The organism is Mucilaginibacter sp. P4_D1 (genome assembly GCF_056401935.1).
The window spans coordinates 34,386-59,882 of sequence record NZ_JBFUIJ010000019.1; the positions used below are offsets into that span (position 1 = coordinate 34,386).

The window sequence follows — 25,497 nt, forward strand, 5'->3', positions numbered from 1 at the left end:
ACCGGGCGTGATGATAAAGTGGTTTAAGAAAAAGAAAAGTTTAAAAGATCAGGTACTATCATTACTTGGTATTGCGGAAATATTGGGGCTTAATCAACGCAATTTAGATAATGCTGCTTGGTACATAGATTACCAGGAATATGAACTTTGCTTCGATATCCTGATAACCCAAATGCACGAGTATAATATCGAGATAGATAAGGACGTATATTCATTGATAAGTGATATTGCGGAGAAGATGAAGTTGCCTGTTGAAAAATATTCCTTTATGCAGGAGTTGGTTCGCGATAATCCTGAAAAGTCCGCTCCGATGATAAAATTTCTACTTCATCAGCAGGTATTGAGCGGAGAAATAGAAAATGTTAAGGCTGTGCTTACCCTGGATACTAATTTAGATGAACTTGATGAGTTGGGTAATTCGCCTTTGCATTGGGCGGTGATGAGGGGAGATTTGGATATTGTTGAATTACTACTAAGCAAAGGAGCTAACCCTAACGTTGTTTGTTCGGACGGCTACACACCTAAATGGAGCGCAGCGGATTTTGGGCTCACCGGGATTGAAGAACTATTGACATCATTTGGAGGGAAAATAGCTACTAATGAAAATTTTGACAAGGTGTCGTGGTCGGTGTTCAAAGGGTTTTTAAACGAGCCGATGCCTGGTGAAGAATGATAATTAAAAACCAAGGAGGTCCTTATAGTCCCCGATCAATTTGAGAAGCAACTTAAAACGGAAGCGGTCAAACGAATGCCTATGTAAATTCCAATATATCAGGGGTAGCTGTAAAGTTTCGCGAAACTCTGAAGGGAGAATGACATTGAATAAGGTAATTGTCATCCCGAACGTAGTGAAGGATCTATTCGCGAACTTTTCTGTCGGCGATGCCTGTCGGTTGATAGATTCTTCACTACGTTCAGAATGACAAAGGGGTTATTTATAATATTTCATAGTTAGAAATCAGCGAATTACAGACTTGTCATACGAGGAACAAGACAAGACATACATGGTAGCGCGAAGAGAAAACTACTTCTTAAGCGTAGCGAAAAATCTTATACGCCTTGCATTCCAATAAGCTTTTCAGAATGCAGGGCGTATAGGATTTCTCACTCGTACCTCGTTTCGAAATGACAAATGGGGCGGTTATCCCTCCGGGTTCAACCTTGCAAATAACCCTTTTATCACATCTGGGCCGCCGTTGGCCATTGTTTCGCTAAATCCAAAGGTTAGTTCGGTTTTGCCATCCTTCAGTTGTTCAAATATAGCTTCGATAAAAGCGCTTACCGGTGGGTGGGCATCGTGTAAGCCTTTACCGCCCAGGTCGGTATTTAGCGCGGGTGGAATAATTTCTATTACCTCAACATTACTGGCTTTTAACAGGTGCCGTGCCGATAACGTAAACGAATGGAAAAACGCCTTGGTTGCCGAATACACGGGTACGTTGGTAAAAGGCACAAACGCCAGGCCCGATGTTACATTGATAACTGTGTTAAATGATTTCAACTTCAGGAACAACGACATCAGGTGCAGCGGGGCTTCAATGTTGGTGCCTATCTCGTTCTTTGCGCGGACAAAAAAATCATCGTCGGTAATTTTCATCCAGTTTTGGATGCCGGCGTTGTTCACCAGTACGTTTGTATCGCCGTGGTTTTCGGCAACCCAGTTGTAAAGTTCCTCGCGGCCTGCTTCTGTAGATAAATCGGCTACTTTTGTAATTACCGATGGGTGTTTTTCGGCTGTTTCCTGTAAAACAGACTCGCGCCTGCCGCAAACTATAACGGTGTTGCCGTCCTGTATAAACCGTTCGGTAAGCCCAAGGCCAATGCCGCTTGCGCCGCCGGTTATTAATATTTTATTGCCAGATAAATTCATGGTGTTGTTTTAATTGATATCACAAAGATGCGTACAGGCAGGCATCGGCAGGTTACGAATATCAAACCATAGTTTGCAAAATTCAAATAACGTAAGTGCCGCAAAATGTAGAGACGCTTAATTGCGTCTCCCGCGTTTAGGTTTACGCTTGCAAAGTTCACTTGTCTGGCGTGCGACGCAATTCTGCATCTCTACAATGATTTTTTAGGTGAAAACATCTATCTAAAACCTATCTTTAAGCAACCAATAAATTATGAAAAAGCTTATCGTTTTATTCCTGCTGTTTAGCAATTGCGCTATTGCCCAAACATCTACCCCCAAACAGCCATTTTTCCCCAAGGGGACAGTGCTGTATGGCGATATTAACTACGCCGGCGACACGTTAAAAAAACACCTGCTGGATATTTACCTGCCGCCGGTGGTAAAAAGCAGCTACCCGCTTATTGTTTGGGTACATGGCGGCGCCTGGATGCTGAATGATAAATATGCCGATATGGGCTATATGACCGAGACCCTTAAAGGCTTTATTGATAGGGGATATGCCATAGCTTCGATAGATTACCGCCACAGCACAACCGCGCCTTTCCCGGCGCAGATTCAGGATTGTAACCAGGCAGTGGAGTTTTTATACCAGCACGCGGCTAAATACAAACTGGATAAGGATAAAATCGCCCTCATGGGGTTTTCGGCAGGCGGGCACCTGGCTTCGCTGATGGGTTTATCTAATAACGAAAATATTAAGGGATTTTATGCTGATGGCAAAAAGCCTTCGTTTAAAATTAAGCTGGTACTTGATTTTTATGGGCCGTCAGATTTTCTGTCGATAAAAGGCAATGAATCAACCGACCCTAACAGCCCGCTAACCTTGTTGCTTGGCGCCAGGGTGTTCGACCGGCCCGACCTGGCAAAAATAGCCAGTCCGGTTACTTATGTTGATAAAAACGACCCGCCATTCCTGATTGTACAAGGCGAAAAGGATGAATCTGTAAACCCCGGCCAATCTATTTCGCTCAGTTTGCACCTCAAGCTTGCCGCCGTAAAAAATGAATTGATTATTGTGCCCAACGCCCCGCACTATGGGGTAATGTTTGATGCGGAAGATGTAAGGAACAAAGTGTTTGCCTGGCTGGACGGGTATTTGAAGTAGGGATTTTTTTTTCGTAGAGACGCATCACATGCGTCTCCCGCGTTTAAGTTTGCGTCTTCAAAGTTGGTCTGCATGGTGGGAGACGCATGTGATGCGTCTCTACAGTGTTTTTTTTTTCGTTACGATAGCATCACATTACGCTCTTTAACAATCTCTTTCAGCAGTACCTGTAATATCACTGCGTTCCAGTCGTTGGCGAAGTTTTTGCTTTTGCACTGCTTTTTGTTTTGGCAGTTGTAAATCATAAAATAGGTACTGTAACTGCTAACGGCTATGGTGTGCCAGGGTAAAATGTCTTGCTGGTCCCAACATATACCGGCAAAATGGAAACTGATACCGCAAAGCTCAAAAGTCTGGTGAATTTTGTACAGGTCGTGGTAATAGTTAAACAGGTTTACAAAGTAGTTTCGCCATAATTGCTGGATAATATCATTCCAAAGCCTGCCATATATTTCTTTACGGACGCCGTAATAACTGCCCAGTTTAATGCGCGAAATTTTACGCTCGTAGTTTTGTACCTCGATAAAATACTGGCGGCCAAAAACAAATTTATAGCCCCTTACCCAGCTAACCCCATACCTGAAAGCCGCAATATTGGCGGCAGGCAAAAAAGCAGAAGAAGCAAACGGTGAATTTTTTTGTATAGTAATGCCATCTGTGTTAAATACCAGCTTTCGGGTTATTTTTTGCGTAACAAGGCCGGGTATTTCAATTATGTTGGTAGCATTCATCCGCATAAAAATAAGCATCAGTTTTAATATTTTTTTACAGATAAAAAATAAAAGGCCCTGTTCGTATGGTTTTTATAAAAAGTATAACTTTATACCATAAAATAAACCGCCATGGCAGCACAAAACCAACCATCAAAGCTCAAAGATGCCTTGCCTACTATTTTCTGGCTTGGTTTTTTAACCGGCACGCTTGATGGTATGGCAGCCATCATCTGGAGTTTTATTACCAACCCCAAGGTGGGCGCCGATGTTATTTTTGAATTTATCGCAAGCGCTGTATTTGGCAAAGCGGCTTTTACCAGCGGCACGCAAATGGTAGTGGCTGGTGTGTTTTTTCATTACCTTATAGCGTTTTTGTTTACAGCTACGTTTTACCTGCTTTACCCTTTTTTTGATAAACTTATCCGTAATAAATACATTATCGCCGTTGTATACGGCATTATAGTTTGGTTGGTAATGAACCTGGTTGTAGTGCCCTTAAGTAAAATTGGTTACCATCACATTAAAGTGCATGTAGCTTTAACCGGGTTGGTTATCCTTATCATTTGTATTGGTATACCCGTTGCGCTTATTGCCGATAATAAATACTGGAAAGGTAAATTTTCGCCTAAAAAATAATGAGTATCGTTTTTCCATCGGCCGTTTTCCCGCAATCAAAAACCGACAGATTGGTTTTAAGGGAACTTGTACATGCAGATAGTGAGCAGCTTTTAGCCATCCGCAGCAATGCTGAGGTAAACCGTTTTATAGGACGCAGCAACCAGCAAACGATGGAAGCTATTAATCAATTCATCCAGGCCCGCAAAAAGGATAGGCTTGACGGGAAAGGCGTGTACTGGGTTATCCAATTAGAAAACACTCCCGGCGTTATTGGCACCATTTGCTGTTGGAATTTTGACTACGAGGCGGCAACAGCCGAGATTGGCTACGAACTGCTGCCAGCATACCACGGCAAGGGCCTTATGCGCGAGGCCATTGAGAAGGTTATAGCGTTTGGGTTTAACAATATGCTGCTTAAAACTATAACCGCCTGGCCAATGCCACAAAATGAGCCATCGGTAAAACTATTAGAGCGCAGCGGATTTACTTATTCGGAAACGATAGACGGGCAACTGGTTTATAAATTGAACAACACGAGTTTGGTTGATTAATAGCAGCCGATAAAAAAGGGCCTGGCGTTTTACGGCCAAACCCTTTGGATTTAAAATTGATCATTAATCCCGTAATTATACCGGGATGCCTTGTATTAAGCGCATCGATGCTAATTATTGCGGCATCAGCACGCCATTTAAGCCGTGGATAACACCGTTTGATGCCATGGTATCAAACGATATAACTAAGGCTGCATTCCCTTTGGAATCTACAATTTGCAAATTGCTTTTATCGTTTACCGATAGGGTAAGGCTATCACCGTCTATTGTTTTTAACACTGCTTTCCCTTTGCCGGCGCTCAAAGCTTTAATAATATCGGCTTTGGTATATTTACCGGCAACTATATGGTATTTGAGCACTTTGGCCAGTTTACCATGGTCTTTAGTCAAATCGTCCATAGTGGGTTTTGGCACTTTGCTGAATGCTACATCATTTGGTGCAAATACGGTGAATGGGCCGGGGCCTTTTAATTCAGGTTCCAGGTCGGCAGTTTTAACGGCCAGTGCTAATGGAGCAAAATCTGTAGTGCTGCTTAAAACGCCAACTACATCGCCCGATGCGGCAGCAGGAGCGGCGRTTGTAGTTGCAGGGGCTGTTTTAGTTGTATCTGTTTGCTGGGTTTGCGCCATAACGTTGTTCGATAAAAATCCGATGCCTAACGCGGCCACAGCAATTAAAACTGACTTTTTCATGTTCATCTTTCTTTTTGATTTTGTTCGTAAATTAAATGTAAATGAGTAGCAGTTTTTCTGATAGTATTTTCTTTTAAGTTATATAATTAGTAAATTAATACTGATGTTATAACTAATAATTACACAAAAGGTTTTAGATAGACACGAATTGCACGGATTGGGGTGAATTGCACGAATTGGAAAAGAACGCGAATTTCTTGAATTTGAGTAGGTTAAACAGGTGTGGATGCTGCGATTTTTTTTGACAGAAATTCAAGCTGAAGGTGCAATTGATTGTTGAATAAGGGGAGGGCAGGACAGAAAAACTACCTAAAAAAGGTACTTATTCACGGGCGGGCATCGCGGTCTTTATTCGGTATTTCTATTTCGGCAATAAAAATGTAGTTTTAAAAAATTGCCGTTCGGCCTTCCGGGGCTTGTTATATATATTATGAAAATCTGGAAATTACTTTTATTTCAATACCTTTTTTCGGTGCTATTATCCATCGTGCTCAGTTTTGTATTCTTTTTAATTACGGTTAAGGGCGATTTGGATAGTCACTTGATACCCATAACCTTAATCGGAGCGTTTTTTCTTAATCTCCCGCTAACTTTGCTCTGGATCCCGGGCCTTTTTATGTCCATAAACTTTAAAAACAAAAAAAGTAAAGCATTTATAGCGTGTTTTATTACGCCCGTTGCTATTTTGGGTTATGTGCTGTTTGGCTCGAAGATGCAATACGGCGATAAAGAATTTTATGCCACACAGGTAATTTCGCAGATAATTGTACTATGCTTTATGTTTTTCAGGAGATTAACACCTGATAATATTGTTGAAGAAGATTGAAAGATCGCTTATGTAATTTTGTGACATTGATATTAAAGCTTTAAGCAAGCTATTGCCTTATTTTGCAGCTGCATACAAAACATGGCCTGCGGGCTATGCTCAAAAAACATTCAACTATGAAAGTACTCGCCAGGCAGCTATTTAAAACGGTTATATTTTCTGTCATTTTATCAATAGCAGTTAACAGCATTTATTACGCCGTTACCCAAAAGGGGGCCGACTACTCCACCGCTTTGCCTAAAATTTGCGAGGGGATAGTATTGCTCAACATTATTGTTTTTATAATGTCGCTGCCATCATTATTCCTGGTAAACCCAGCTTACTGGAATAACCTGCCGGTAAGGTTGCCGCTGTATTTTGGCGGGTCGATAGCGTTTATAGTAACCATATTTACCATGCAGCTGCCCCCGCAGTATAAGGTAATTTACCTGTTAACAGGGTTCGTTTTTTTAATAGTGCACAGCGTTTTTTACTACCTGAGGGTAAAAAAAGGATAACAACCCAGATATAAAAGCAGGTTATGGGTTTTTGAAAGATTTCAGGTAAACTTGCAACATCAAATGAAAGCATTTTACGGAGATTTAAAATTAGGTATTTTAGGCGGCGGCCAGTTAGGACGCATGCTGATACAACAGGCTATAAATTATAATGTTACGGTTAAAATCCTCGATCCCGACAGGGAAGCTCCCTGCCGCAAACTTTGCGACGAGTTTACCGTAGGATCGTTAGGCGATTACGAAACCGTATACAACTTTGGTAAAACTGTTGATTTGCTTACCATCGAAATTGAGAAGGTAAATGTAGATGCGCTGGAGCAGCTGGAGAAAGAAGGTGTACTGGTTTACCCCCAATCGCGCATCATCAGGCTGATACAGGATAAAGGTCTGCAGAAGCAATTCTTCAAAGAAAACGATATTCCTACAGCCGATTTCCAGATCATATCATCGCCCCGGGAATTACAGCAAAGCACCATTCCTTTTCCTTATATCCAAAAACTCCGCAGAGATGGTTACGATGGTAAAGGCGTGTACAAGGTAGTTGATGAAAGTTACCTGGATAAAGCTTTTAAAGAACCCAGCCTGATAGAGCAATGGGTTGATTTTGAAAAAGAAATAGGCGTCATAGTAGCCCGCAATGAAAATGGCGAGGTAAGCACCTTCCCGCTGGTGGAGATGGAGTTTAACCCGGAAGCCAACCTGGTTGAGTTTTTAATTTCGCCCTCAACCCTGCCATTTGAAGTGCAGCAGGAAGCAGAGCAGATAGCCAAAAAAATAGCCGAAAGCCTGAAAATTGTAGGCCTGCTGGCCGTTGAGATGTTTTTAGATAAAAACGGCAAAATATTGGTTAATGAACTGGCCCCCCGCCCACATAACAGCGGGCACCAAACCATTGAGGGCAACGTGGTATCGCAATTTGAGCAACATTTAAGAGCCATATTTAACCAGCCATTAGGCGACACCGCCTGCCTTAACAACGCCATTATGGTAAACGTTTTAGGCGAAGCCGGCTACGAAGGCCCCGCCGTTTACAAGGGAATAGAGAAAGTACTGAAAGTGCCGGGTGTATATATTCACCTTTACGGAAAAGCGCTGACAAAACCGTTCCGCAAAATGGGACATGTGACGATAGTAGATGCGGACAGAGAAAAGGCGATTGAGAAAGCAAGATTTGTGCAGAAGACTTTAAAGGTGATAAGTTAGTCACAACATGTCGTTGCGAGGAACGAAGCAAATTCCTCGTATGCATGACCGCTGTGCATGCGAAGAGATTGCCGCGCTACGCTTGCAATTACGGATATTTGATATTAACACTCAATGGCTTAAAAGCATGTCATTATAAGGAGCGAAGCGTTCGCGAACTTTGCAAATCCGCCATGCACGCTACGAGATTACCGAGTTACGCTTATAATGACATAAGCTATTGTTGTGGGTAGATATCGGCTGTTATCGATAGTGTGAAAAGAGTTGTGACTTATTGTATTGTTAAACCCCTTATCATGAACATAAAAATAATAGTACTAACTGTCCTTATTGGATGTATTGCGACGGTTGGTTTCGGCCAATACACTTACAAACAAAAGCTCGGAAACTTAGCGACTGTAATGTTGCCAGATACCCCTAAACTTCAATCGGTAAATGGCGTTAATAGTTATTTTATTAATTATAAGGGCGTAATATTTATGGCGCAGGCCGCCGATGTGGCGGGAAGTCTAAGAGATCTTATTAACAACCAACCTATCGACTCCACCTATGCAACTTATATAAACAGTTTGCTGAAAAGTTCAAAGGCTAAGTTGGTTTATAAAAATAAAATAGATATTAGTGGAGTTAAAGGGGTTGAATTTGGCTACAAAAGAAAATTGAAAGGACAAGATACTTACGGGTATCACCGTTTAGTGTGTTTAAATGATTCATTGGTATCATGCGGATTATTGGCCGCAGATTCGTTATCAAATACAGACAAGAATCTGAAAGTGTTTTTTGACGGGTTTAGAGTTCTGAATGCCAGCGGGGCCCGACAGGATGTTTCTGCTAACCTGGCGTACAAAACAGGGAAGGTAATAGGTTTTTTGATGTTCTTGTGTATCCCGGTTTTAATCGGTCTTGGGATAGTGTTTTTGATCAGAAGAATATTTTATAAGAAACATAAAGATAGATAGCGCCCCATCGCAAAGCGGTAAATTTTTTTACTTTGCATAATTGCGGCGCAAATCAGGAGATTGCTTCGTGCTTCGCAATGACGGTGCTAAAACCTCTTATCATGAACATTAAAATAATTGTACTAACTATTCTTGTTGGCTGTATTGCTACGGTTACCTTTGCTCAATACCCTTATAAGCAAAGGCTTGGAGGGATAGCGAGAGTAATGTTGCCGGATAGCCCTGCATTAGAAAGGGTAAGTGGTGTAAACGTTTACATGGTTAACCATAATGGGGTGACGTATACAGGGGTGATAGCAGACGCAGAAGGAGGACTATTGGATCTGTTTAAAAATGATAATGTCGACTCAGTTTACAACAACTACATAAGGGGTGCATTAAAAAGAACCAACAGCAAAACGTTTTATAAAAATAAAATAAAAATCAGCGGACTCGACGCAGTTGAGTTTGGTTATAAAGCACATTATAACGGGTACGATACCTATATATATCAACGTGTGGTATGTTTAAATGATTCCCTGGCAATATGCTCAATATCTTGTTCCAATTTATTGCCGGCTACTGATAAGAATTTCAAGGTGTTTTTTGACGGGTTTAAAGTTTTAAATACATGGCATGCCCGGCAAGATATGTCTTCTTTGGACTACAAGTGGGGGAAAGTGACGCATTACCTGATGTTTTTATGCATCCCAATTTTGATTGGCCTTGGTATAGTATTTTTGATAAGAAGAATAGTTCACGAAAAAACAATGGATAAATAACGCGTTGTTGCAAAGCGGGAAATCTTTTTACTTTGCATAATTGCCTTGCAATGACGGTGCTAAAAATATATATACAATAACAACAACATGAGCCAACCAAAAGTAGCCATCATTATGGGCAGCAAATCTGATTTGCATATTATGCAGGATGCCGCCGATGTATTAAAAGAATTAGGTGTTGAATACGAAATTACGGTAGTATCGGCACACCGCACACCGGATAGGATGTTTAGCTACGCCCGTGCCGCTGCCGACAGGGGTATTAAGGTGATTATTGCCGGTGCCGGTGGCGCTGCGCATTTGCCTGGCATGGTGGCATCATTAACACATTTGCCGGTTATTGGCGTGCCTGTAAAATCAAGCAACTCTATTGACGGCTGGGATTCGATACTTTCGATACTCCAGATGCCAAACGGAATCCCTGTTGCAACTGTAGCCCTTAATGCAGCCAAAAATGCAGGCATACTTGCCGCCCAGATCCTATCGACTGCCGACGAATACCTTGTTAAAAACCTTATCGACTTTAAAGAAGACCTGAAGAAAAAGGTAGAAGAATCGGCAAGGGAAATGGAGGGGTAGAAGAGAATCAAGAGTCAAGAGCCAAGACAAACAGCAAATGCCGGTGTAACGCGACTGGCAATTCATTACGTTTGTAGCTTTTGGTTGAAAGGGCTGCGAATGTGCAGAGGAAAGAATTATTTGAGGATGTGTCTGTACTCGAATTAAACGAATTTTTAGAATTTCTCGAATTGGCTTTTTAAATTCTGGTAATTCTTTAATTCGATAAATTCGGGTTCAGACAAAAAATATTAATCTGGCACAGACCACATTCTGCCTATTCTCAAATTCTGAAAATTCTGATTCAGACAACCGCAATAGGGATGGGCGCGGATACCGGCCAATGTGCGTAATGCCTGCAGGCGTATGAGCATACAGCCCGGCCCGCTTCTACCAGCGGGATTGCCCGGCAAACTCCTGCAAACTTAAAACTGCATACCGCAAGCTGCCCACTGCATACTGCAAACCGCCTACTGCAAAAACTAATTCAACGCCGGATTTTCGGGGAAGTTGGCTATATGCGCGTAGCGATTGCCAAGGCCTTTGATCACGTCTTTCCACAGGTTGTGCTCTTCGCCTTCAAAGAGGGTTTCGGGGGCAAACTTGTCGGTTACTATCCAGCTGTCGGCGGCAATTTCTTCGTCGAGCTGCTGGGCTGTCCAGCCGGAGTAGCCTGCAAAAAACTTTATTTCGGTTTCGTTAAGCTGGTAGTTGCTCACCAGCTTTTTTATTTGCTCAAAATCGCCGCCCCAGTATACGCCCGAAGCAATTTCGATACCGCCATCAATTTTTTCGGGTACCCGGTGGATAAAGTGCAGGGTGTTTTTGCCTACCGGTCCGCCTTCATACACTGGCATTTCGGAGTACGATACATCGGGCAGCACATCGCCAAGCATATATTCGCCCTGGTGGTTTAAAATAAAGCCCATGGCACCATCGGCAGAAAATTCTGTGAGGATAATGACCGATCTTTTAAAGTTCGGGTCCATCATAAAGGGTTCAGAAATAAGCAGGCGTCCGGCTGCTGCCGATATGGTACTTAACATACAGGTTTAAATTTAAATGACACAACAAGCATAGTAAAAATATGTTCAAATATGAAAATGAAAATATATCAATATATACGGATTAATTAATTAGTAAGTTTGCACAAATGGACGAGCAGCAACTACAAAATTTAAGGCAGGAATATTCTGCCGCTACTTTATTGGAAAACAGCACCAAGGCCGACCCGATGAACCAGTTTGAACAATGGTTTAACGAAGCACTGGCCGCAAAATTGCCCGAGCCTAACGCCATGACCCTGGCTACGGCAACCACAAACGGAAAGCCATCGGCCCGTATTGTTTTGCTGAAAGGTATTAATAAAGAGGGTTTTATGTTTTATACCAATTACCTGAGCCGCAAGGGTAAAGAGATAACTAAAAACCCGCATGGCGCCATTACCTTTTTTTGGGGCGAGCTGGAACGCCAGGTGCGCATTGAGGGTACATTGGAGAAACTGAGCAAAGAGGAATCTGAACGGTATTTTCACTCGCGCCCTGTAGACAGCCAGATTGGTGCATTGGTATCGCCGCAAAGCCAGGAAATTGAAGACCGGAAAGTACTGGAAGAAAAACAAGCCCAGCTTACAGCCGAATATGAAGGTAAGGAAATTCCGAAGCCATCATATTGGGGTGGATACATTTTAAAGCCGCAACTGGTAGAGTTTTGGCAGGGCAGGCCAAGCAGGCTGCATGACCGTATCCTTTACAAGAAAACTGATAAAAAAACCTGGAAAAAAGTACGTTTGGCCCCATGATGTTTAACGACATTAAATTATTACTTATCCAAAAATTTGGCGAGGCTGTTATTGCCGGCGAAGAAACCGGCGGCCTGCAGCCTGCCTTGATAATTAACCCCGACGATATTGACCGGGTGTGCCTGGAGCTACGTAATAACCCCAAAACATACTTCGATTTTTTATCGAGCATCAGCGGACTGCACTATAACGATGAGGCCAACCGTTACGGTGTGGTTTATCACCTCGCATCTATTCCGTATAAAACGCAGCTTACACTAAAGATAAGCAAGCCCCACGACAGGGAAAGCGACCTACTCCCCGAATTTAAAAGCATCACCGCCATATACCGCACTGCCGACTGGCACGAACGCGAAGCTTATGACCTGTTGGGCATCTTTTTTACCAACCATCCCGACCTGCGCCGCATTTTATTACCTGATGACTGGGATGGTTTCCCATTACGTAAKGATTATAAGGCGGCGGAATATTATAAGGGGATTAAGATAGATTAAGAGCCTCACCTAAATCCTCTCCAAAGGAGAGGACTTTTGATTTGCACATTTGTTAGCCTCGTAGTGTTAAAAACATCACGGGGCTTTCCTTTTTCAGAACCCTCTCCTTTGGAGAGGGCAGGGTGAGGCTTGAAGTTTCTGTTAATTTTTGTTAAATAATTTTGTTATTTACGAACTATTCGTAGTTTTACGAAATAATCGTAATTAACAATGGAGAAATTATCAAAACAAGAGGAAGAAGCCATGCAGGCGGTATGGCAATGCGAGGTGGGTTTTATAAAAGATTTTCTTGACCAGATGGAGGAACCCAAGCCACCGTATACCACGCTGGCATCAACCATAAAAAACCTGGAGCGAAAAGGCTTTTTACACAGTGAAAAAATGGGCAATTCCCTGCGCTATAGCGCAGCCATAAAAGAGGAGGAATACAAAAAGCGTTTTATGAGTGGTTTTGTGAACGATTACTTCCAGAACTCCTACAAAGACCTGGTAACCTTTTTCGCTAAGGATAAAAAGCTAAGCGCTAAAGACCTGCAAGAGATCATTAAACTGATTGAAAAACAATAAACCCTAAAGCCATGCCAGCACTGTTTGTTTTTTTGCTTAAAGTAAATATTGCCCTGTTATTGTTTTGCGCCGGTTATTACCTGGTATTAAGGCACCTTACTTTTTATACCCTTAACCGCGTTTACCTGCTTGCAGCTATATTGTTTGCCAGCATATACCCGCAAATAAATCTGTCGGATTTTATACAGCGGCACCAGCAATTAGCGCGGCCGGTTCAGCAGGTTGCAATAAACTGGCAGGCGCCCGCGCAAGCCCTGGCAAAAACAGTCGATAAGCCCCATTACTGGTTTTACATCGAATCGGTATTCTGGTTAGGGGCGGCACTGTTGAGTATTCGCTTGTTTGTGCAGTTGTTTTCGTTGTACCGACTGTATAAAAACTCAAAGCCCGCTACCATTGGTAACCACCAGGTAAGGCTGATAGATAAGGATGCCGCGCCATTCTCATTCTGGCAAAGCATATTTGTGAACCCGGCCAACCATGAGCCCGCCGATTTAAAGGCAATTTTATTGCACGAGCAGGTGCACGTAAACCAATGGCACACGGCCGATATTCTGCTGGCCGAACTAAGCAGCATTTTTTACTGGTTTAACCCGGGCATTTGGCTGATGAAAAAAGCCATCCGCGAAAATATAGAGTTTATAACCGATCAAAAGATCCTTAAAAAAGGCATCGATAGCAAAACTTACCAGTATAGCCTGGTATCGGTAAGTTTTAATAACACCCAACCTGGCATTGTAAACCATTTCAATTTATCAACCATTAAAAAACGTATCATCATGATGAACGCCAAACGATCTTCAAAAATAACCCTAACCCGGTACGTGTTCATGGTGCCGGTTGTTGTTGGCCTGTTATTGGTTTTTAGTATTTCAAAAGCCGATTTTGTTAAAAAAAGCGCCGCCTTTAAATCTATAACCATATTATCAAATAATGTAGGTAATGCTGTAGGCATCAATAAGCTGGCTGCTACCATAAAACTGATTTTGCCAGGTAAGGATGAGAATAAAACCCCTGCAAACACAGCTAAGGGTAAAGCTGATGATGGCAACGCCAGCCCTGTATTTTACCTGGATGGGGTACAGGTATCAAATGCCAATAGCTTTGCCGATGATACCGAAAGTATAGATTACCTTACAGCAACTGATGCCAAAAAGTATTTTAATGCCGGCGATGGCAACCATGCAGTGGCCTTTGCAACAAGGAAAAATTCGGTTGCCGGTAAAGCCCTGAGAGAAAAAATAGCACAATTGGCAGGCGCAGGTAAAATAAAGGTAAACAGCGTTAATAAGGGCGCTATTGAGCATGTAAATACCAAAGTGAATTTTATTTTAAAAGATATGGTAAACGCCGATACCACCAAACGGGCTTTTGCTATCCACATCAATGGGAACGACTCGGTTGTATATTATATTAACGGTAAAAAGGGCGACATCAAAAATGTAAACCCCGACGATATACTTAGCGTTAACGTATTTAAAAACAGCGATGCTGTACAGCTTGTTGATGATAAAGTAGCTGATAACGTAGGGCTGGTATTTATTACCACAAAAAACTCGGCCGAGGGCTTAAAATTTAAAGAAAAACTGGATAAATTTAAAAGCACGACAGATGCCGGGTTTGCTACAGTAATGGATTTTAGCCCCGCTCATACAAAAGGCCGCGTTGGTAAAGTTTTTATAAGGGATATGAAAATTGCCGGTGATACTTTAAAAGATGCAAACGGCAAAACAAAGCATGTTTATTACACTTACTCCGTTAACTCTGCCGATCCTATAGTAGTAGGTAAGGTAAAAGGCCTCAGCAAAGTAACCGTGTCTGCTAAATCCACAAAGGCAATTAAATCTAATCTGAAGATAGATGAAGTTGTTGTAGGCACAGCAGATGAAATCGACGATGCGGAACCCATCACGGTAACCGGCACAGGGGTAAGTAGTGTAAGAGCCACCAAAAGGATATCGGGCAGTGCGGCTTCGGGCGCTACAACGGTTACCGGCTGGAGCAGTAAGTCACTTCGCAAAAATATAGTTGTAAAAGGTAATGCAATTACCTTAAATGGTACCACACCAATGGATACCATTGTGATGATGACAGCCAACGGTGACCCGATAACTATGGTTGATAGCAGAAATGGAATAAGTGCCACCGCTACTAAAATTTTGCGGATCCGTCCCCGGAATGACGATAAAGCAAGCCCGCTGATTTTGGTAGACGGCAAAGAGGTTACCCAGGCCGAGTTTAAAAAGGTAGACCAAAGTAATATCAAAAATATAAGCGTGCTTAAAAACGATGCCGCCACCGATAAAAAATATGGCGAAAAAGCTAAACAAGGTGTGATTGTTATTGAGCTTAAGAAAAAGTGAGTGGTTGATTGGGTTGAATTACGTTGATTAAGTTATAAGATCAGTTAATAGTAGTAGTTCTTTATTTATCACGAGGTGAATGGTTAATTAAACTCAATCAACCATTCACCTGATCAACTCAATCTAACCCAATCAACCCCAAATCAACTCGCGATAGCGAGTTTTTCTGTTTCTAATAACTTTAGCAATGCCTGCTCTGCAATATTTAACTCCGCCGCTTTTACGTCTTCGTGCCCGTCAATTTTATCAATATATTTAAATATGGTGCCTTCCTCGTAGCTTTTTATTACCGTTGGGTGCACGTAGTATTTTTTACAAACCGTGCGGGTATTGCCAAGGTTAATAGCTACCTCATCCAATACGCTTACAATTTTCTTTTTGCATTCGGTAATGTTTTGAAACTCGCCGGCCTCTTTAAAGGCGTAAAGGGCGCTTACGCTGCCGCTCCAGGTGCGAAAATCTTTGGCGGTAAAATCTTCGCCGGTAATGCCTTTCAGGTAATCGTTAATATCGCCCGAGCCGATACTGCACCGTTCACCATCGGGTTTGTAATACTGAAAAAGTTCTTTGCCCGGTATATCCCGGCATTGCTTTACCAGGTTGGCCAGGCGCCTGCTTTGCAAGGCTATTTTATGGAAAACACCTTTTTTGCCCTTAAATTCAAACTTAATTTTTGATCCCTCAATGGCCACATGCTTGTTAAGCAGTGTGGTTAGCCCAAACGAACCGTAAAGCTTTTTGTACGATTCATTTCCTACGCGAATGCTGGTCAGCTCCATCAGGCGTACCACCAGTGCCACAACTTTTTCATGATCCAGGTTGTGGCGGGCCAGGTCTTTATCTACCTGGGCACGTATGGCAGGCAGGTGTTCGGCAAAGGTTTGCAGGCGGTGGTATTTACTCTGATTGCGGATTTGGTTCCAGCCGGCGTGGTAGCGGTATTGTTTACGCCCGGCTGCATCGGTGCCGGTAAACTGCAGGTGCCCGTTTTCATAAGGCGAGATCCATACTTTGGTGTAAGCAGGTGGGATAACCAGTTTGGCAAAACGGGTAATCAATTCCTTGTCCTTTACCAGCGCGCCACCGGCATCATAATAACTCCAGCCTTTGCCCGCTTTTTTACGGGTATAGCCCGGGGTTGAATCTGAGACATAGCGTAAGCCAACTGCCTTTGCAGTAACTTTTGGGTCGCGACCAATTTTTTCGAGTTTTTGTAGCAGCCGATTCATGCAAAGTACAACAAGGGGTAAGGGATTAAGTTTTAGGTGAAGGGTTAAGAAACAATAGGCCACAGTGGCGTGTCATAATATTTTTACAGCGTATGCAGGCTATCCTCAAAACCAATTTGTAGTTTTAGCTATTAATGTATTATAAACATTTATTAACCAAATTCATGCTGCCTAAAAACTGTAAAACATTCATTTTAAGCCTGTCGTTAACAGCTGGGATAGCTGCCTGCCATGCGGCCCCGCAACAAACGGCGGTTGCCGATACGGGCAAAGGTGCACCTGTTGAAACCATTAAGCCCAACAGCGATTATAAATCAGCCTTCCCCGGCCAAACGCGCATCACAGGCGTTAAAACCAAAATGGCGGTAACCGCAACGGTTATTAATAGCGAATTAAAGCAGCCCTGGGCGCTTTGTGTATTGCCCGACGGTCGCTTTTTGATAACCCAAAAGGGTGGTACTATGCGTATTTTAAAAGCTGATGGGCAGGCTGATAAAACGATAAGTAATTTACCTGCTGTATTGGCACAAGGGCAGGGCGGTTTGCTGGATGTTAACATCGATCCTGATTTTAAAACTAACCGGATGATATTTTGGGATTATGCCGAAGTAACCCCAGAAGGCAACGTACTGGCGGTAGCTAAAGGTAAATTATCGGCAGATGAAACACAGGTAGAGCATATTGAAGTGATATACCGTGCAAAGCCCGCTTACAGGGGTGCTTTACAGTACGGCAGCCGCATTTTGTTTGATAAGCAAGGCAACTTGTTTGTAAGCACCGGTGAACGCTCGGGTGGCGATATACGCATGAAAGCGCAGGACTTGAGCGCTGCTATTGGTAAAGTACTGCACTTAACCAAAGATGGTAAGGCGGTGCCGGGTGGCCCCTTCGCCAATACCCCAAATGCCCTGCCCGAAATTTATGCCTACGGTTTCCGTAACCCCGAAGGGATGGCCTGGAATCCGGCAACCGGCGAACTATGGGAAGATGAGTTTGGTCCGCGCGGCGGCGACGAGATCAATATTATCCGTCCGGGCAATAACTACGGCTGGCCTGTGGTTACCTATGGTATTGAATACAGCGGCGAAAAAGTTGGTGATGGCATCCAGCAAAAAGAGGGGATAACCCAGCCCATTTATTACTGGGACCCTGTTATATCGCCCTGCGGTATAACTTTTTACACCGGCGATATGATACCGGAATGGAAGGGTAACCTTTTTGTAGCCGCCCTCAGCGGATCGCACATTGCACGCCTGGTTATTAAAGATAATAAAGTAGTAGGCGAGGAGCGCCTGTTTAAAGATAAACGCGAACGCTGGCGGTCGCTTGCCACCGGTAAAGACGGCGCGTTGTACGGCGTAACTGATAATGGCAAAATGTACAGGATAGCTAAACAATAGTAAATACAAAGCATCGCAAAATCCCGGACGGGCTACCATCCGGGATTTTGCTTTTTATAAGATGGTTAAAAACGCCGCCGAATATTTGCCGGGTTTGATATTAATCGGTATTCTTGAACATCACATATAATTTTTAAAAAGCGCTGTAACCAATGGCCGTCGCAATAATTATTCATGAGCACTATTCCTGTAAATTTAAAAACCAAACAACACTTCGAAATTCTGGACGGCCTACGTGGCGTTGCCGCTTTGGCGGTAGTGGTATTTCATTTTACCGAGTTCCTTTTTCCAAGTTACGATGTAAACTTTATCGGCCACGGCTTCCTCGCTGTCGACTTTTTTTTCTGCCTGTCAGGCTTCGTCATAGGTTATGCTTATGATGACCGGATTGGTAAAATGGGCGTGCTGGAGTTTTTTAAATCGAGGATTATCAGGCTGCACCCGTTGGTTATTTTAGGTTCGGTGTTGGGCCTTATTGGTTTTCTTGTTGATCCGTTTGGCGGTCACCCGGAGGCTTACAGTGTTGGCCGGCTGGCGTTGATATTTGTAAGCTCGATGCTGCTTATCCCGTTCCCGGCCATGCAGGAGCGGTATTTTAACCTGTTTAGTTTTAACGCACCGGCATGGTCGTTATTTTGGGAGTATATAGCCAATATTGTTTATGCGTTTGTGCTTTACAGGCTTGCACGTAAGTATTTGGTTGTATTGCTGGTTATAGCCGCGGCAGCGCTGAGTTTTGTTGCGTTCCATGCCAAGATATTATCGGGCGGCTGGGCCGGCGAAAACTTTTGGGAAGGGGGTGCCCGCATTTTTTATTCGTTTACAGCCGGGCTGCTTGTATACCGGTTTAACTTCATTATCAAAAACAAGCTTGGCTTTATTGGGCTTGCCTTGTTACTGTTAGCGGCATTAATGATGCCACATAGTAAATGGAACTGGCTTGCCCAATTGCTTGTGGTACTTTTTTATTTTCCGCTGCTTATTGCTTTAGGGGCAGGTGCCACGCTTTCGGGAGGCCTTAAAAAACTCTGCAACTTTTCGGGTAATATTTCTTACCCATTGTATATGACCCATTATGTGGGTATCTGGTTTTTTGGTAATTATGTAATAAGCCACAAGCCGCCAACCAGCCAAATTGTTTATATAGTTATTGCAGGTGTAATATTACTGGTTGGCATGGGCTACCTGGCCATGGTGGCTTACGACATCCCGATAAGGAAATATTTGAGTAGTAAGCGGAAACAGGGTTGAGGTAGATCACAACAAATGTTCGATTTTATTGCCGTCAACTCTTTTTTTACTGGTAAATATTTCTTTATTATTGTTTGATGAGAAGAAAAGACGACATCCTTTGGAAAGGGATTTTGGAAGATGTTTTTGACGATTTCCTATGCTTTCTTAGTCCTGAAGCCACGGAGATTTTCGACTTTGATAAAGGATTTGAGTTTCTGGATAAAGAGCTGGAACAGGTTTTTCCGCCCGAAAACGACGAGTACTCGCCAAAGGTGATAGATAAGCTGGTTAAAGTATTTACTAAAGCAGGCAAAGAAGAATGGATTTTGGTGCATGTGGAAGTGCAGGGCCAGTATCAAAAAGATTTTGCCAGCCGCATGTACACTTATTTTTACAGGATACTGGATAAGTATCAAAAACCAATAGTTGCCTACGCCATATTTACCGAAGCCAATACAAAAGAAAGACCAAGCCATTTTGCCATAGACTTTATGGGCACCAGCTTACGTTACACGTTTAACACCTACAAAATAGCCAGCCAAAGCGATAAGGTGCTGAAAGCCAGTGATAACCCTTTTGCCCTGGTTGTGCTCACAGCAAAGGCAGCACTTGTTGGCAAAGACCTGAAAAGCAGCCGGGAACGTGACGAATTGCTGCTGAACTTAAAGCTTAACCTCACCAGGCTATTGCTGGCTAAGCAGATAGCGAAAGGAAAGATAAGGGTACTGATGAATTTTTTAAGGTATTACATACGCTTTGAAAATCAGGATATAAATGCTAAATTTGAGCAAGAGGTAGAAATTTTAACAGAAAGGAGCAACACCATGGGCATTGAAGAACTTTTATTGGATAGAGCTGAGAAAAAAGGCGAAAAAAAAGGCGAAAAAAAAGGAAAGCAAACTATTGCCCGTGAAATGAAAAAAGAAGGCATGGCTGTTGCCCAGATCGAAAAGTTCACCGGGCTTTCGGCTGGGGAAATTGAAAAGCTTTAGAAACCGCTATAAACATTTAAAAATACCACTCCCTATTGTACGCCGGTTAATCGTAATTAGCTTGCCACCGGGCTTTCTATTAAAGATTTACAAAAACTTTAGTTCTCTATAATATATCATTCTCATTATAAGTTATTTAAAGTTGAGGGCAACCGAGCCTTGACTACGTCTATTATAATATCCAGTCTATAGTTTTTGTACTATTGTATTAACGGCCTCTTGCTATCGTTTACCGTAGCAAGAGGCCGTTATATATTAACATGTCTTTACTTATTCAGCAATTGCAAAGCCTTTTCCAATGCGGCGTCGGTACCTTTCCATAGGTCTTTAATGGTTTTGGTTATGGCCACATTAGGTGCAATGCCTACGCCCACAAACTCTTTCCCATCGGGGTAGGCATCGTGTTTGCCGCATACGCGTGCCGATCCGCCGCCTGGCAGGCTAAAGCCAAAAGGCTGGCCTGTGCTGCCACCGGTAGTTTGCCCAATAAGCCGGCCGCGTTTCATGTAATCAAAAGCCACGGTAAAATCTTCGGCTGCCGAAAACGTGCGGGCGCTTATCAATACTACCACCGGCTTATCATAATATTGTTTGCCATTGGCATCCCACTCGCCGGACATGTTTTCGTGCCATTGGATGCCGTTAATAGTAGGCATATACCTTAATACTTTTGAGTATGAACTTTGAAATGGCTTGTTGGTTAACGACGAAATAATATGGTAACCAATGCCACTACTGCCGCCACCATTATTCCTGATATCGATGATAAGCCCCTTTGTGGCAGCTATCTGGGTAAATAATGAATCAAACTGCTTCATTATCTTTTCATCTTCAAAATTGTTTACCGTTAAATAGCCAATTTGCCCTATGCGCCTATACTCCAGCGATGGCAAAGCATTTTTTACATCGTGGTACCCGGTGCGGGCAATATCCTGTTGCCAGGTTTTTCCGGCGCTGTTGCGTAGTTGTAAATGCAGGGCTTTAGTGGCCGGGCCCGCCAATAAGGCGTAGGTATAGGTGCGTACATCCAGGTCCTGCGGGGTCGAGCTGCTTTGGTAAGGCGCAACCTGCGTTTTGCCGTAGGTTGTAACCGGGATGCCATCTATACTCAATACTTCGGTGCCGGGGGTAATGCCCAGGGTTTTTAAGCTGTCGCTAAAAACCTGGCTTACAAATACCCTGCCTTCAATCAGTTCGGTTCTGAATGGCGGGCGGGTGTAAAATTCGGCCGATAATTCTTTTGGTACATATACATTGGTATGCCCGTCTTTAAGTTGTGCATAAAACTGTTGCAGTACTTTATAATATTGCGCGGTTGATGTAGTGTTTTTTACCAGCGGAAGGTAATCAAGATAAGTTTTGTCCCAATCTATCGCAGCGTGGTCAAAATTGACGAAATTGTATTTTGCCTGCGACCATAGCAGCGATAATCCCGCTGTTTTTTCAGCATCCGATATGTTTTCCTTGTAGGGCGTTTTTAAAGATTCGTCTTTCCAAAGCGCCTGCCTAAGTTTAAGCCTGCTTAGTGCCGATTGAAACCTGGGGTTCGATCGCATGGGTATGAACAGCGAGTCGGTTTCATAAAAATCGATACGGTAGTAATCGCCTTCGTTTCCCATTTTGTCAAATATGTCCAAAGCCTTTTCATACTGTTTACTTAGGGTATAGCACAATATCATATCGTAATAAACATCACTTTTACGACCTTTTAAGTATAAATTATCCTGGGCAAGTTCTATCACCTCGGGCTTGTCCAGGAAATTTACCGCTGTATTTAAAATAGCCAGGCCGCTATCGCACTCAGCTTTGGTAGGATTATCCTTTTCGTAAAATTTACGGGCTTTTGCACGCAGGTTTTGCGCATTGTTATAGGCCTGGCTACCTGTTAAAGCCGTTTGCGACTTTACTTCAAAGCAGATAAAAGCTAAAAAAAATAAGGTTATAAGGTTGTGTTTCATAGGTTTATTATTAATTGAATGAGTTTTTTAAGGTTATATACTTTTGAATGTCTTTTGAGTTTAATCCTTTTTGCTTCATTGATGTTACATAGGCGGGGGTTACGCCAGCGTTTTTAAGTACAAAAAGCTGGGTTAAGGGTATGTTTTTAAACCCGAGATCGCTAAAGCCTTTAATAAATCCGGGAGTTATTTCTTTTACCTTAAGCTGCACCAATGTGGTGGGCTCAATATTGATGTAACCCATTGTTTTATAACCCATAACCAAATCGGGTGTGATACCCTGTGATTTAAAAAGCGTTAAGGCATTTAACGGGATGTTGTTGTACCCCACATCATGAAAGCCTTTGATATATTCGGGTGTTATTTTTGAAATTTTTAAGCTTAGCAGTGTGCTTGCCGGTATATTGCTATAGCCTGAATTTTGCAGTCCGGTAATATATTCGGGCGTTATGTTGAAGTTTTTGAATGAGTGAAGTTGCGATGCTGTTAAATCATATCCAAAGCCGGCCAGTGCCCGCAGGTAGGCGCTATCAACATGCATGTATTTGGCTGTTGAAATTATACTTACGGGTATTACCGTTCCGGTAGTATCGCCTGGTACCCTGGCGGCTAATTTTGCCCTGGTAAGGCCCTTAATGTAGTCGGCTGTTATGCTGTCCGATTTAAGCAGGCATAGTTCATTAAAAGTAATGTCGGGATAGCCGGCTTTCTTTATTTGGCTAACGTAACTGCTATCCATATTGGCTAATTTTGCCCGCTGCAAATCATGAGCAGTTAGATTTTTGAAGCCCGAATGCCCCCAGAATTTTATTTCTGAAGGCGTTACTTTAAATAAGGCCAACATAGATAGTTGTTCGGCGGTTAAGTCCTTAAATCCGTTATCTATCAGTAAGTTGATATAATCCTCTTTTACATCGTTTACCACCAGGCCAATAAGGGCATCCTCATTGGTGTTTTTTACACCGGCTTTTTGTAAATGCTCAAGGTAAGTTTTATTAAACGTCATTTTAAACCGGCCAAGTCCCTGGTCGCCCTCAAACTTGCCATTAAACAATATAGTACCCGCATCGCGTTTTACATAAAAATCGCTTTGCTTTTTCAGCGGTAGTGATGAAAACGCGCTCACCGGGAAAACGAAGCCGTTATAGCTCCAATCCTGCTTTTTGATCACTATCTTCATATCCATGTTGAGTACATTACCCTCTTTGTTGGCATACCAAAAACCCACGATATCGCCCTTGTATAAGGAATCGGGAATAATACCGGTACCCATCCCTTTACTCAGCAACCTGTTTTTTCCAGTAGCAGGCTGGTTAAGGATACAAGTTAGCCCGGCGAATAAAGGCACCAGTAAAAAATACTTCCACAGCGTATGCAGGTTTGATTTTTTAATACTCATCATCATGATGCGTTTTTTGAGTATCGACTGGTTGTAATTGGTAGCAATCCTGAGCGATAGGTGAGGGGCCGATACCTTAAGCAGACTTAATTGGTATAACGAGCGATCAATATTGTGTTTGCTGGTAACCGCTTCATCGGTAAGATACTCCAGGTTATTTTCCATTTCTGTACGGTACCACCAGGCAAAAGGGTTAAACCACTGTAGTACGATAACCAATTCGGCCAATAAAATATCAATGCTATGCAGTTGGCGGGCATGCACTTTTTCATGAACTAAAATTTGGTTATAGGTGTCCCAATCGTACTTTTCGGGATTGATAAATATGTTATTCAGGAAGGAGCAGGGTACCTTATCGCCGGCAAGTTCAACAATACGATAAGGACCGTCAATAATTACCGGGCGGGCATAGGCCATGTAAAGCGTGTAAATAAGCTGAACAAGCAGGTTTAAAGTAAATACCGCCACACCGGCTACATAAATAATAAATAGCCAGTGCATGATATCAGCCAAGGTAAAATGCAATGCGATTGTAGTTAACGGTTTTGCCAGGGGTGCCACGGCCGGCTTTGGTATAGTCGCCGGTTTCGAACCGGGTTTTGACAGCCTGGGTATTATTGCTTTAACGGACGGAAAGGCTTTTGCCGGCAAATCAACCCTCGGTAATTCATCAGTACTGACAATATTTTGCGGTTCAGCCGCCCTTGCCGACCATTGCTGCGGAACGTGTATAAGCGGGAGCAAAAAGGAGAGCGGTAAGCAGATGAGCAGTACCCATCGGTTAAGGTTATAAAAAGTTTCCCGTTGTAAAAACAGCTTATAAAACAACAGGCAAATTGTTATGAGCAATGCTACATGCAACAGGTAGGGTATCATTTTTTATTCGATTTAATGATTTCTATAATGTCGTTCAATTCTTCCTCGGTAAGTTTTTGCTCTTTGGCAAAAAAAGCCAGCATGCGCGAATAGGAATTATCAAAATACTGGCTTACCACATCTTTCATGGCGTGTTTTTGATATTCTTCTTTGGCAATTGCCGGGTAATACTGAAAAATATTGCCTACGCTATCATGTGCTAAAAAGCCTTTTTCTTCCAGTATTTTTACTATGGTAGCTACCGAGTTATAGTGGGGCTTTGGCTCGGGCAGCTCCTGTATAATCTCTTTAATGAATGCTTTATCCAGGTTCCATACGGCCTGCATGATTTGTTCTTCCCGTTTAGCTAATTTTTGCATCGATTTACTGTTATAAACAAATGTAATACTAATTTATTAGTATTACAACTAATAAATTAGTAATGTAACTAATTTGTTAGTATTTGATGTTGCGCGGTTAGTGTTGTATGTTATTGTTTCGCACGCAATCAATGCCCTTTATGAACAGGTTTCGCGGGCTTTTTTGAAGGGAACCGTTACCGGCCGGGTTACCTGAAATGGCGTGTGGGGGCCTTTTGGAATAAGTAGGTGCAGACAATATTTGCCAGTAACGCCGATGAACGCGAAAGCAAGCAAAAGCACTAAGTTTTATGGTGATTGAAACACACGGCGGCCCGAAAACTTTGGGTTGTGCTTTACAGCAGTTAAAGTACTGTTACGGAGATTCGTAAAGGCGTTAAGGGATGGAAGAAAGCGGATTAAACAGGCAGGATGATGCCTGTTTAATCCG

General features: G+C 42.7%; 26 protein-coding genes. 18 read left to right on the top strand and 8 right to left on the bottom strand.

Going from position 1 to position 25,497, the window contains the following annotated elements; translation table 11 throughout:
• Window positions 1-10: 10 nt before the first annotated feature.
• On the top strand, window positions 11-673 hold the full coding sequence (locus AC1DV1_RS17275) for an ankyrin repeat domain-containing protein (RefSeq protein WP_477361403.1): 663 nt from the start codon (window positions 11-13) through the stop codon (window positions 671-673).
• 468 nt (window positions 674-1,141) lie between these two features.
• On the opposite strand, the gene AC1DV1_RS17280 is transcribed toward AC1DV1_RS17275, so the two are convergent.
• The gene (locus tag AC1DV1_RS17280; protein WP_477361405.1) at window positions 1,142-1,870 is read right to left on the bottom strand and encodes an SDR family oxidoreductase; all 729 of its coding nucleotides are present in this window, start codon (window positions 1,868-1,870) and stop codon (window positions 1,142-1,144) included.
• Window positions 1,871-2,123: 253 nt separating this feature from the next.
• Here AC1DV1_RS17280 and AC1DV1_RS17285 point away from each other — a divergent pair, with 253 nt between their 5' ends.
• A complete protein-coding gene (locus AC1DV1_RS17285) occupies window positions 2,124-3,017 on the top strand; it encodes an alpha/beta hydrolase fold domain-containing protein (protein WP_477361407.1) in 894 nt (297 codons plus the stop codon).
• Between the two features lie 119 nt (window positions 3,018-3,136).
• On the opposite strand, the gene AC1DV1_RS17290 is transcribed toward AC1DV1_RS17285, so the two are convergent.
• On the bottom strand, window positions 3,137-3,766 hold the full coding sequence (locus tag AC1DV1_RS17290; RefSeq protein WP_477361409.1) for a hypothetical protein: 630 nt from the start codon (window positions 3,764-3,766) through the stop codon (window positions 3,137-3,139).
• Between the two features lie 93 nt (window positions 3,767-3,859).
• Between AC1DV1_RS17290 and AC1DV1_RS17295 the strand changes: the two genes are divergently transcribed.
• The gene (locus tag AC1DV1_RS17295) at window positions 3,860-4,366 is read left to right on the top strand and encodes a hypothetical protein (protein ID WP_477361411.1); all 507 of its coding nucleotides are present in this window, start codon (window positions 3,860-3,862) and stop codon (window positions 4,364-4,366) included.
• Entirely contained in the window at window positions 4,366-4,899 is a 534-nt protein-coding gene (locus AC1DV1_RS17300) for a GNAT family N-acetyltransferase (protein ID WP_477361413.1), read from the top strand. The genes AC1DV1_RS17295 and AC1DV1_RS17300 overlap by 1 nt, the downstream gene beginning before the upstream one ends.
• A 114-nt stretch (window positions 4,900-5,013) precedes the next feature.
• Here the strand turns inward: AC1DV1_RS17300 and AC1DV1_RS17305 are convergent, their stop codons facing one another.
• Window positions 5,014-5,592, bottom strand: coding sequence for a fasciclin domain-containing protein (locus AC1DV1_RS17305; RefSeq protein ID WP_477361415.1), 579 nt, complete (start codon window positions 5,590-5,592; stop codon window positions 5,014-5,016).
• 430 nt (window positions 5,593-6,022) lie between these two features.
• Between AC1DV1_RS17305 and AC1DV1_RS17310 the strand changes: the two genes are divergently transcribed.
• The 6 genes from AC1DV1_RS17310 to purE all read left to right on the top strand — a co-directional run bounded on the left by AC1DV1_RS17310 (window position 6,023) and on the right by purE (window position 10,417).
• Entirely contained in the window at window positions 6,023-6,418 is a 396-nt protein-coding gene (locus AC1DV1_RS17310; RefSeq protein WP_477361417.1) for a hypothetical protein, read from the top strand.
• A gap of 116 nt (window positions 6,419-6,534) precedes the next feature.
• Complete coding sequence (locus AC1DV1_RS17315) at window positions 6,535-6,915, top strand: hypothetical protein (protein WP_477361419.1); 381 nt, start codon at window positions 6,535-6,537, stop codon at window positions 6,913-6,915.
• Between the two features lie 63 nt (window positions 6,916-6,978).
• Window positions 6,979-8,118, top strand: coding sequence for a 5-(carboxyamino)imidazole ribonucleotide synthase (locus tag AC1DV1_RS17320; RefSeq protein WP_477361422.1), 1,140 nt, complete (start codon window positions 6,979-6,981; stop codon window positions 8,116-8,118).
• A 296-nt stretch (window positions 8,119-8,414) separates the two neighbouring features.
• Complete coding sequence (locus AC1DV1_RS17325) at window positions 8,415-9,077, top strand: hypothetical protein (protein WP_477361424.1); 663 nt, start codon at window positions 8,415-8,417, stop codon at window positions 9,075-9,077.
• Between the two features lie 101 nt (window positions 9,078-9,178).
• The gene (locus AC1DV1_RS17330) at window positions 9,179-9,838 is read left to right on the top strand and encodes a hypothetical protein (RefSeq protein WP_477361426.1); all 660 of its coding nucleotides are present in this window, start codon (window positions 9,179-9,181) and stop codon (window positions 9,836-9,838) included.
• Window positions 9,839-9,925: 87 nt separating this feature from the next.
• The gene (gene purE / locus AC1DV1_RS17335; protein WP_147058527.1) at window positions 9,926-10,417 is read left to right on the top strand and encodes a 5-(carboxyamino)imidazole ribonucleotide mutase; all 492 of its coding nucleotides are present in this window, start codon (window positions 9,926-9,928) and stop codon (window positions 10,415-10,417) included.
• A gap of 461 nt (window positions 10,418-10,878) precedes the next feature.
• Here the strand turns inward: purE and AC1DV1_RS17340 are convergent, their stop codons facing one another.
• Window positions 10,879-11,442, bottom strand: a complete 564-nt coding sequence (locus AC1DV1_RS17340) for a YqgE/AlgH family protein (protein WP_477361428.1) — start codon at window positions 11,440-11,442, stop codon at window positions 10,879-10,881.
• Window positions 11,443-11,549: 107 nt separating this feature from the next.
• On the opposite strand from AC1DV1_RS17340, the gene pdxH reads away from it, so the two are divergent.
• From pdxH to AC1DV1_RS17360, 4 genes are all read left to right on the top strand, one after another.
• On the top strand, window positions 11,550-12,197 hold the full coding sequence (gene pdxH, locus AC1DV1_RS17345; RefSeq protein WP_147058531.1) for a pyridoxamine 5'-phosphate oxidase: 648 nt from the start codon (window positions 11,550-11,552) through the stop codon (window positions 12,195-12,197).
• On the top strand, window positions 12,194-12,691 hold the full coding sequence (locus tag AC1DV1_RS17350; RefSeq protein ID WP_477361430.1) for an NADH-quinone oxidoreductase subunit C: 498 nt from the start codon (window positions 12,194-12,196) through the stop codon (window positions 12,689-12,691). Before pdxH ends, AC1DV1_RS17350 begins: the two co-directional genes overlap by 4 nt.
• A gap of 210 nt (window positions 12,692-12,901) precedes the next feature.
• Window positions 12,902-13,258, top strand: coding sequence for a BlaI/MecI/CopY family transcriptional regulator (locus AC1DV1_RS17355; RefSeq protein WP_477361432.1), 357 nt, complete (start codon window positions 12,902-12,904; stop codon window positions 13,256-13,258).
• Window positions 13,259-13,269: 11 nt separating this feature from the next.
• Window positions 13,270-15,621, top strand: coding sequence for a M56 family metallopeptidase (locus AC1DV1_RS17360; protein WP_477361434.1), 2,352 nt, complete (start codon window positions 13,270-13,272; stop codon window positions 15,619-15,621).
• 143 nt (window positions 15,622-15,764) lie between these two features.
• Here the strand turns inward: AC1DV1_RS17360 and AC1DV1_RS17365 are convergent, their stop codons facing one another.
• A complete protein-coding gene (locus AC1DV1_RS17365) occupies window positions 15,765-16,850 on the bottom strand; it encodes a DNA topoisomerase IB (RefSeq protein WP_477361436.1) in 1,086 nt (361 codons plus the stop codon).
• A gap of 164 nt (window positions 16,851-17,014) precedes the next feature.
• Here AC1DV1_RS17365 and AC1DV1_RS17370 point away from each other — a divergent pair, with 164 nt between their 5' ends.
• From AC1DV1_RS17370 to AC1DV1_RS17380, 3 genes are all read left to right on the top strand, one after another.
• Window positions 17,015-18,250: a PQQ-dependent sugar dehydrogenase gene (locus AC1DV1_RS17370; RefSeq protein WP_477361439.1), complete on the top strand. Its 1,236-nt coding sequence runs from the start codon at window positions 17,015-17,017 to the stop codon at window positions 18,248-18,250.
• Between the two features lie 174 nt (window positions 18,251-18,424).
• On the top strand, window positions 18,425-19,501 hold the full coding sequence (locus tag AC1DV1_RS17375; RefSeq protein ID WP_477361441.1) for an acyltransferase family protein: 1,077 nt from the start codon (window positions 18,425-18,427) through the stop codon (window positions 19,499-19,501).
• 77 nt (window positions 19,502-19,578) lie between these two features.
• On the top strand, window positions 19,579-20,475 hold the full coding sequence (locus AC1DV1_RS17380) for an RpnC/YadD family protein (protein WP_477361443.1): 897 nt from the start codon (window positions 19,579-19,581) through the stop codon (window positions 20,473-20,475).
• A 266-nt stretch (window positions 20,476-20,741) separates the two neighbouring features.
• Here the strand turns inward: AC1DV1_RS17380 and AC1DV1_RS17385 are convergent, their stop codons facing one another.
• Both AC1DV1_RS17385 and AC1DV1_RS17390 read right to left on the bottom strand, forming a co-directional pair.
• Entirely contained in the window at window positions 20,742-22,433 is a 1,692-nt protein-coding gene (locus tag AC1DV1_RS17385; protein WP_477361445.1) for a S41 family peptidase, read from the bottom strand.
• Between the two features lie 10 nt (window positions 22,434-22,443).
• Window positions 22,444-24,333 (bottom strand): M56 family metallopeptidase, encoded by a 1,890-nt coding sequence (locus AC1DV1_RS17390; RefSeq protein ID WP_477361447.1) that lies wholly within the window; start codon window positions 24,331-24,333, stop codon window positions 22,444-22,446.
• On the opposite strand from AC1DV1_RS17390, the gene AC1DV1_RS17395 reads away from it, so the two are divergent.
• Window positions 24,332-24,625, top strand: coding sequence for a hypothetical protein (locus AC1DV1_RS17395; RefSeq protein ID WP_477361449.1), 294 nt, complete (start codon window positions 24,332-24,334; stop codon window positions 24,623-24,625). The genes AC1DV1_RS17390 and AC1DV1_RS17395 overlap by 2 nt on opposite strands.
• 79 nt (window positions 24,626-24,704) lie before the next feature.
• Here AC1DV1_RS17395 and AC1DV1_RS17400 read toward each other — a convergent pair whose 3' ends face one another.
• Entirely contained in the window at window positions 24,705-25,067 is a 363-nt protein-coding gene (locus AC1DV1_RS17400) for a BlaI/MecI/CopY family transcriptional regulator (RefSeq protein ID WP_477361451.1), read from the bottom strand.
• Between the last annotated feature and the right edge of the window lie 430 nt (window positions 25,068-25,497).

Coding starts and splice junctions, on each gene's coding strand:
- AC1DV1_RS17365 (WP_477361436.1), bottom strand. CDS start 16,850: ATGAATCGGCTGCTACAAAAACTCGAAAAAATTGGTCGCGACCCAAAA.
- AC1DV1_RS17395 (WP_477361449.1), top strand. CDS start 24,332: ATGATATCAGCCAAGGTAAAATGCAATGCGATTGTAGTTAACGGTTTT.
- AC1DV1_RS17375 (WP_477361441.1), top strand. CDS start 18,425: ATGAGCACTATTCCTGTAAATTTAAAAACCAAACAACACTTCGAAATT.
- purE (WP_147058527.1), top strand. CDS start 9,926: ATGAGCCAACCAAAAGTAGCCATCATTATGGGCAGCAAATCTGATTTG.
- AC1DV1_RS17320 (WP_477361422.1), top strand. CDS start 6,979: ATGAAAGCATTTTACGGAGATTTAAAATTAGGTATTTTAGGCGGCGGC.
- AC1DV1_RS17295 (WP_477361411.1), top strand. CDS start 3,860: ATGGCAGCACAAAACCAACCATCAAAGCTCAAAGATGCCTTGCCTACT.
- AC1DV1_RS17315 (WP_477361419.1), top strand. CDS start 6,535: ATGAAAGTACTCGCCAGGCAGCTATTTAAAACGGTTATATTTTCTGTC.
- AC1DV1_RS17340 (WP_477361428.1), bottom strand. CDS start 11,442: ATGTTAAGTACCATATCGGCAGCAGCCGGACGCCTGCTTATTTCTGAA.
- AC1DV1_RS17355 (WP_477361432.1), top strand. CDS start 12,902: ATGGAGAAATTATCAAAACAAGAGGAAGAAGCCATGCAGGCGGTATGG.
- AC1DV1_RS17285 (WP_477361407.1), top strand. CDS start 2,124: ATGAAAAAGCTTATCGTTTTATTCCTGCTGTTTAGCAATTGCGCTATT.
- AC1DV1_RS17290 (WP_477361409.1), bottom strand. CDS start 3,766: ATGCTTATTTTTATGCGGATGAATGCTACCAACATAATTGAAATACCC.
- AC1DV1_RS17280 (WP_477361405.1), bottom strand. CDS start 1,870: ATGAATTTATCTGGCAATAAAATATTAATAACCGGCGGCGCAAGCGGC.
- AC1DV1_RS17300 (WP_477361413.1), top strand. CDS start 4,366: ATGAGTATCGTTTTTCCATCGGCCGTTTTCCCGCAATCAAAAACCGAC.
- AC1DV1_RS17385 (WP_477361445.1), bottom strand. CDS start 22,433: ATGAAACACAACCTTATAACCTTATTTTTTTTAGCTTTTATCTGCTTT.
- AC1DV1_RS17275 (WP_477361403.1), top strand. CDS start 11: ATGATAAAGTGGTTTAAGAAAAAGAAAAGTTTAAAAGATCAGGTACTA.
- AC1DV1_RS17330 (WP_477361426.1), top strand. CDS start 9,179: ATGAACATTAAAATAATTGTACTAACTATTCTTGTTGGCTGTATTGCT.
- AC1DV1_RS17370 (WP_477361439.1), top strand. CDS start 17,015: ATGCTGCCTAAAAACTGTAAAACATTCATTTTAAGCCTGTCGTTAACA.
- AC1DV1_RS17380 (WP_477361443.1), top strand. CDS start 19,579: ATGAGAAGAAAAGACGACATCCTTTGGAAAGGGATTTTGGAAGATGTT.
- AC1DV1_RS17325 (WP_477361424.1), top strand. CDS start 8,415: ATGAACATAAAAATAATAGTACTAACTGTCCTTATTGGATGTATTGCG.
- pdxH (WP_147058531.1), top strand. CDS start 11,550: ATGGACGAGCAGCAACTACAAAATTTAAGGCAGGAATATTCTGCCGCT.
- AC1DV1_RS17360 (WP_477361434.1), top strand. CDS start 13,270: ATGCCAGCACTGTTTGTTTTTTTGCTTAAAGTAAATATTGCCCTGTTA.
- AC1DV1_RS17400 (WP_477361451.1), bottom strand. CDS start 25,067: ATGCAAAAATTAGCTAAACGGGAAGAACAAATCATGCAGGCCGTATGG.
- AC1DV1_RS17390 (WP_477361447.1), bottom strand. CDS start 24,333: ATGCACTGGCTATTTATTATTTATGTAGCCGGTGTGGCGGTATTTACT.
- AC1DV1_RS17310 (WP_477361417.1), top strand. CDS start 6,023: ATGAAAATCTGGAAATTACTTTTATTTCAATACCTTTTTTCGGTGCTA.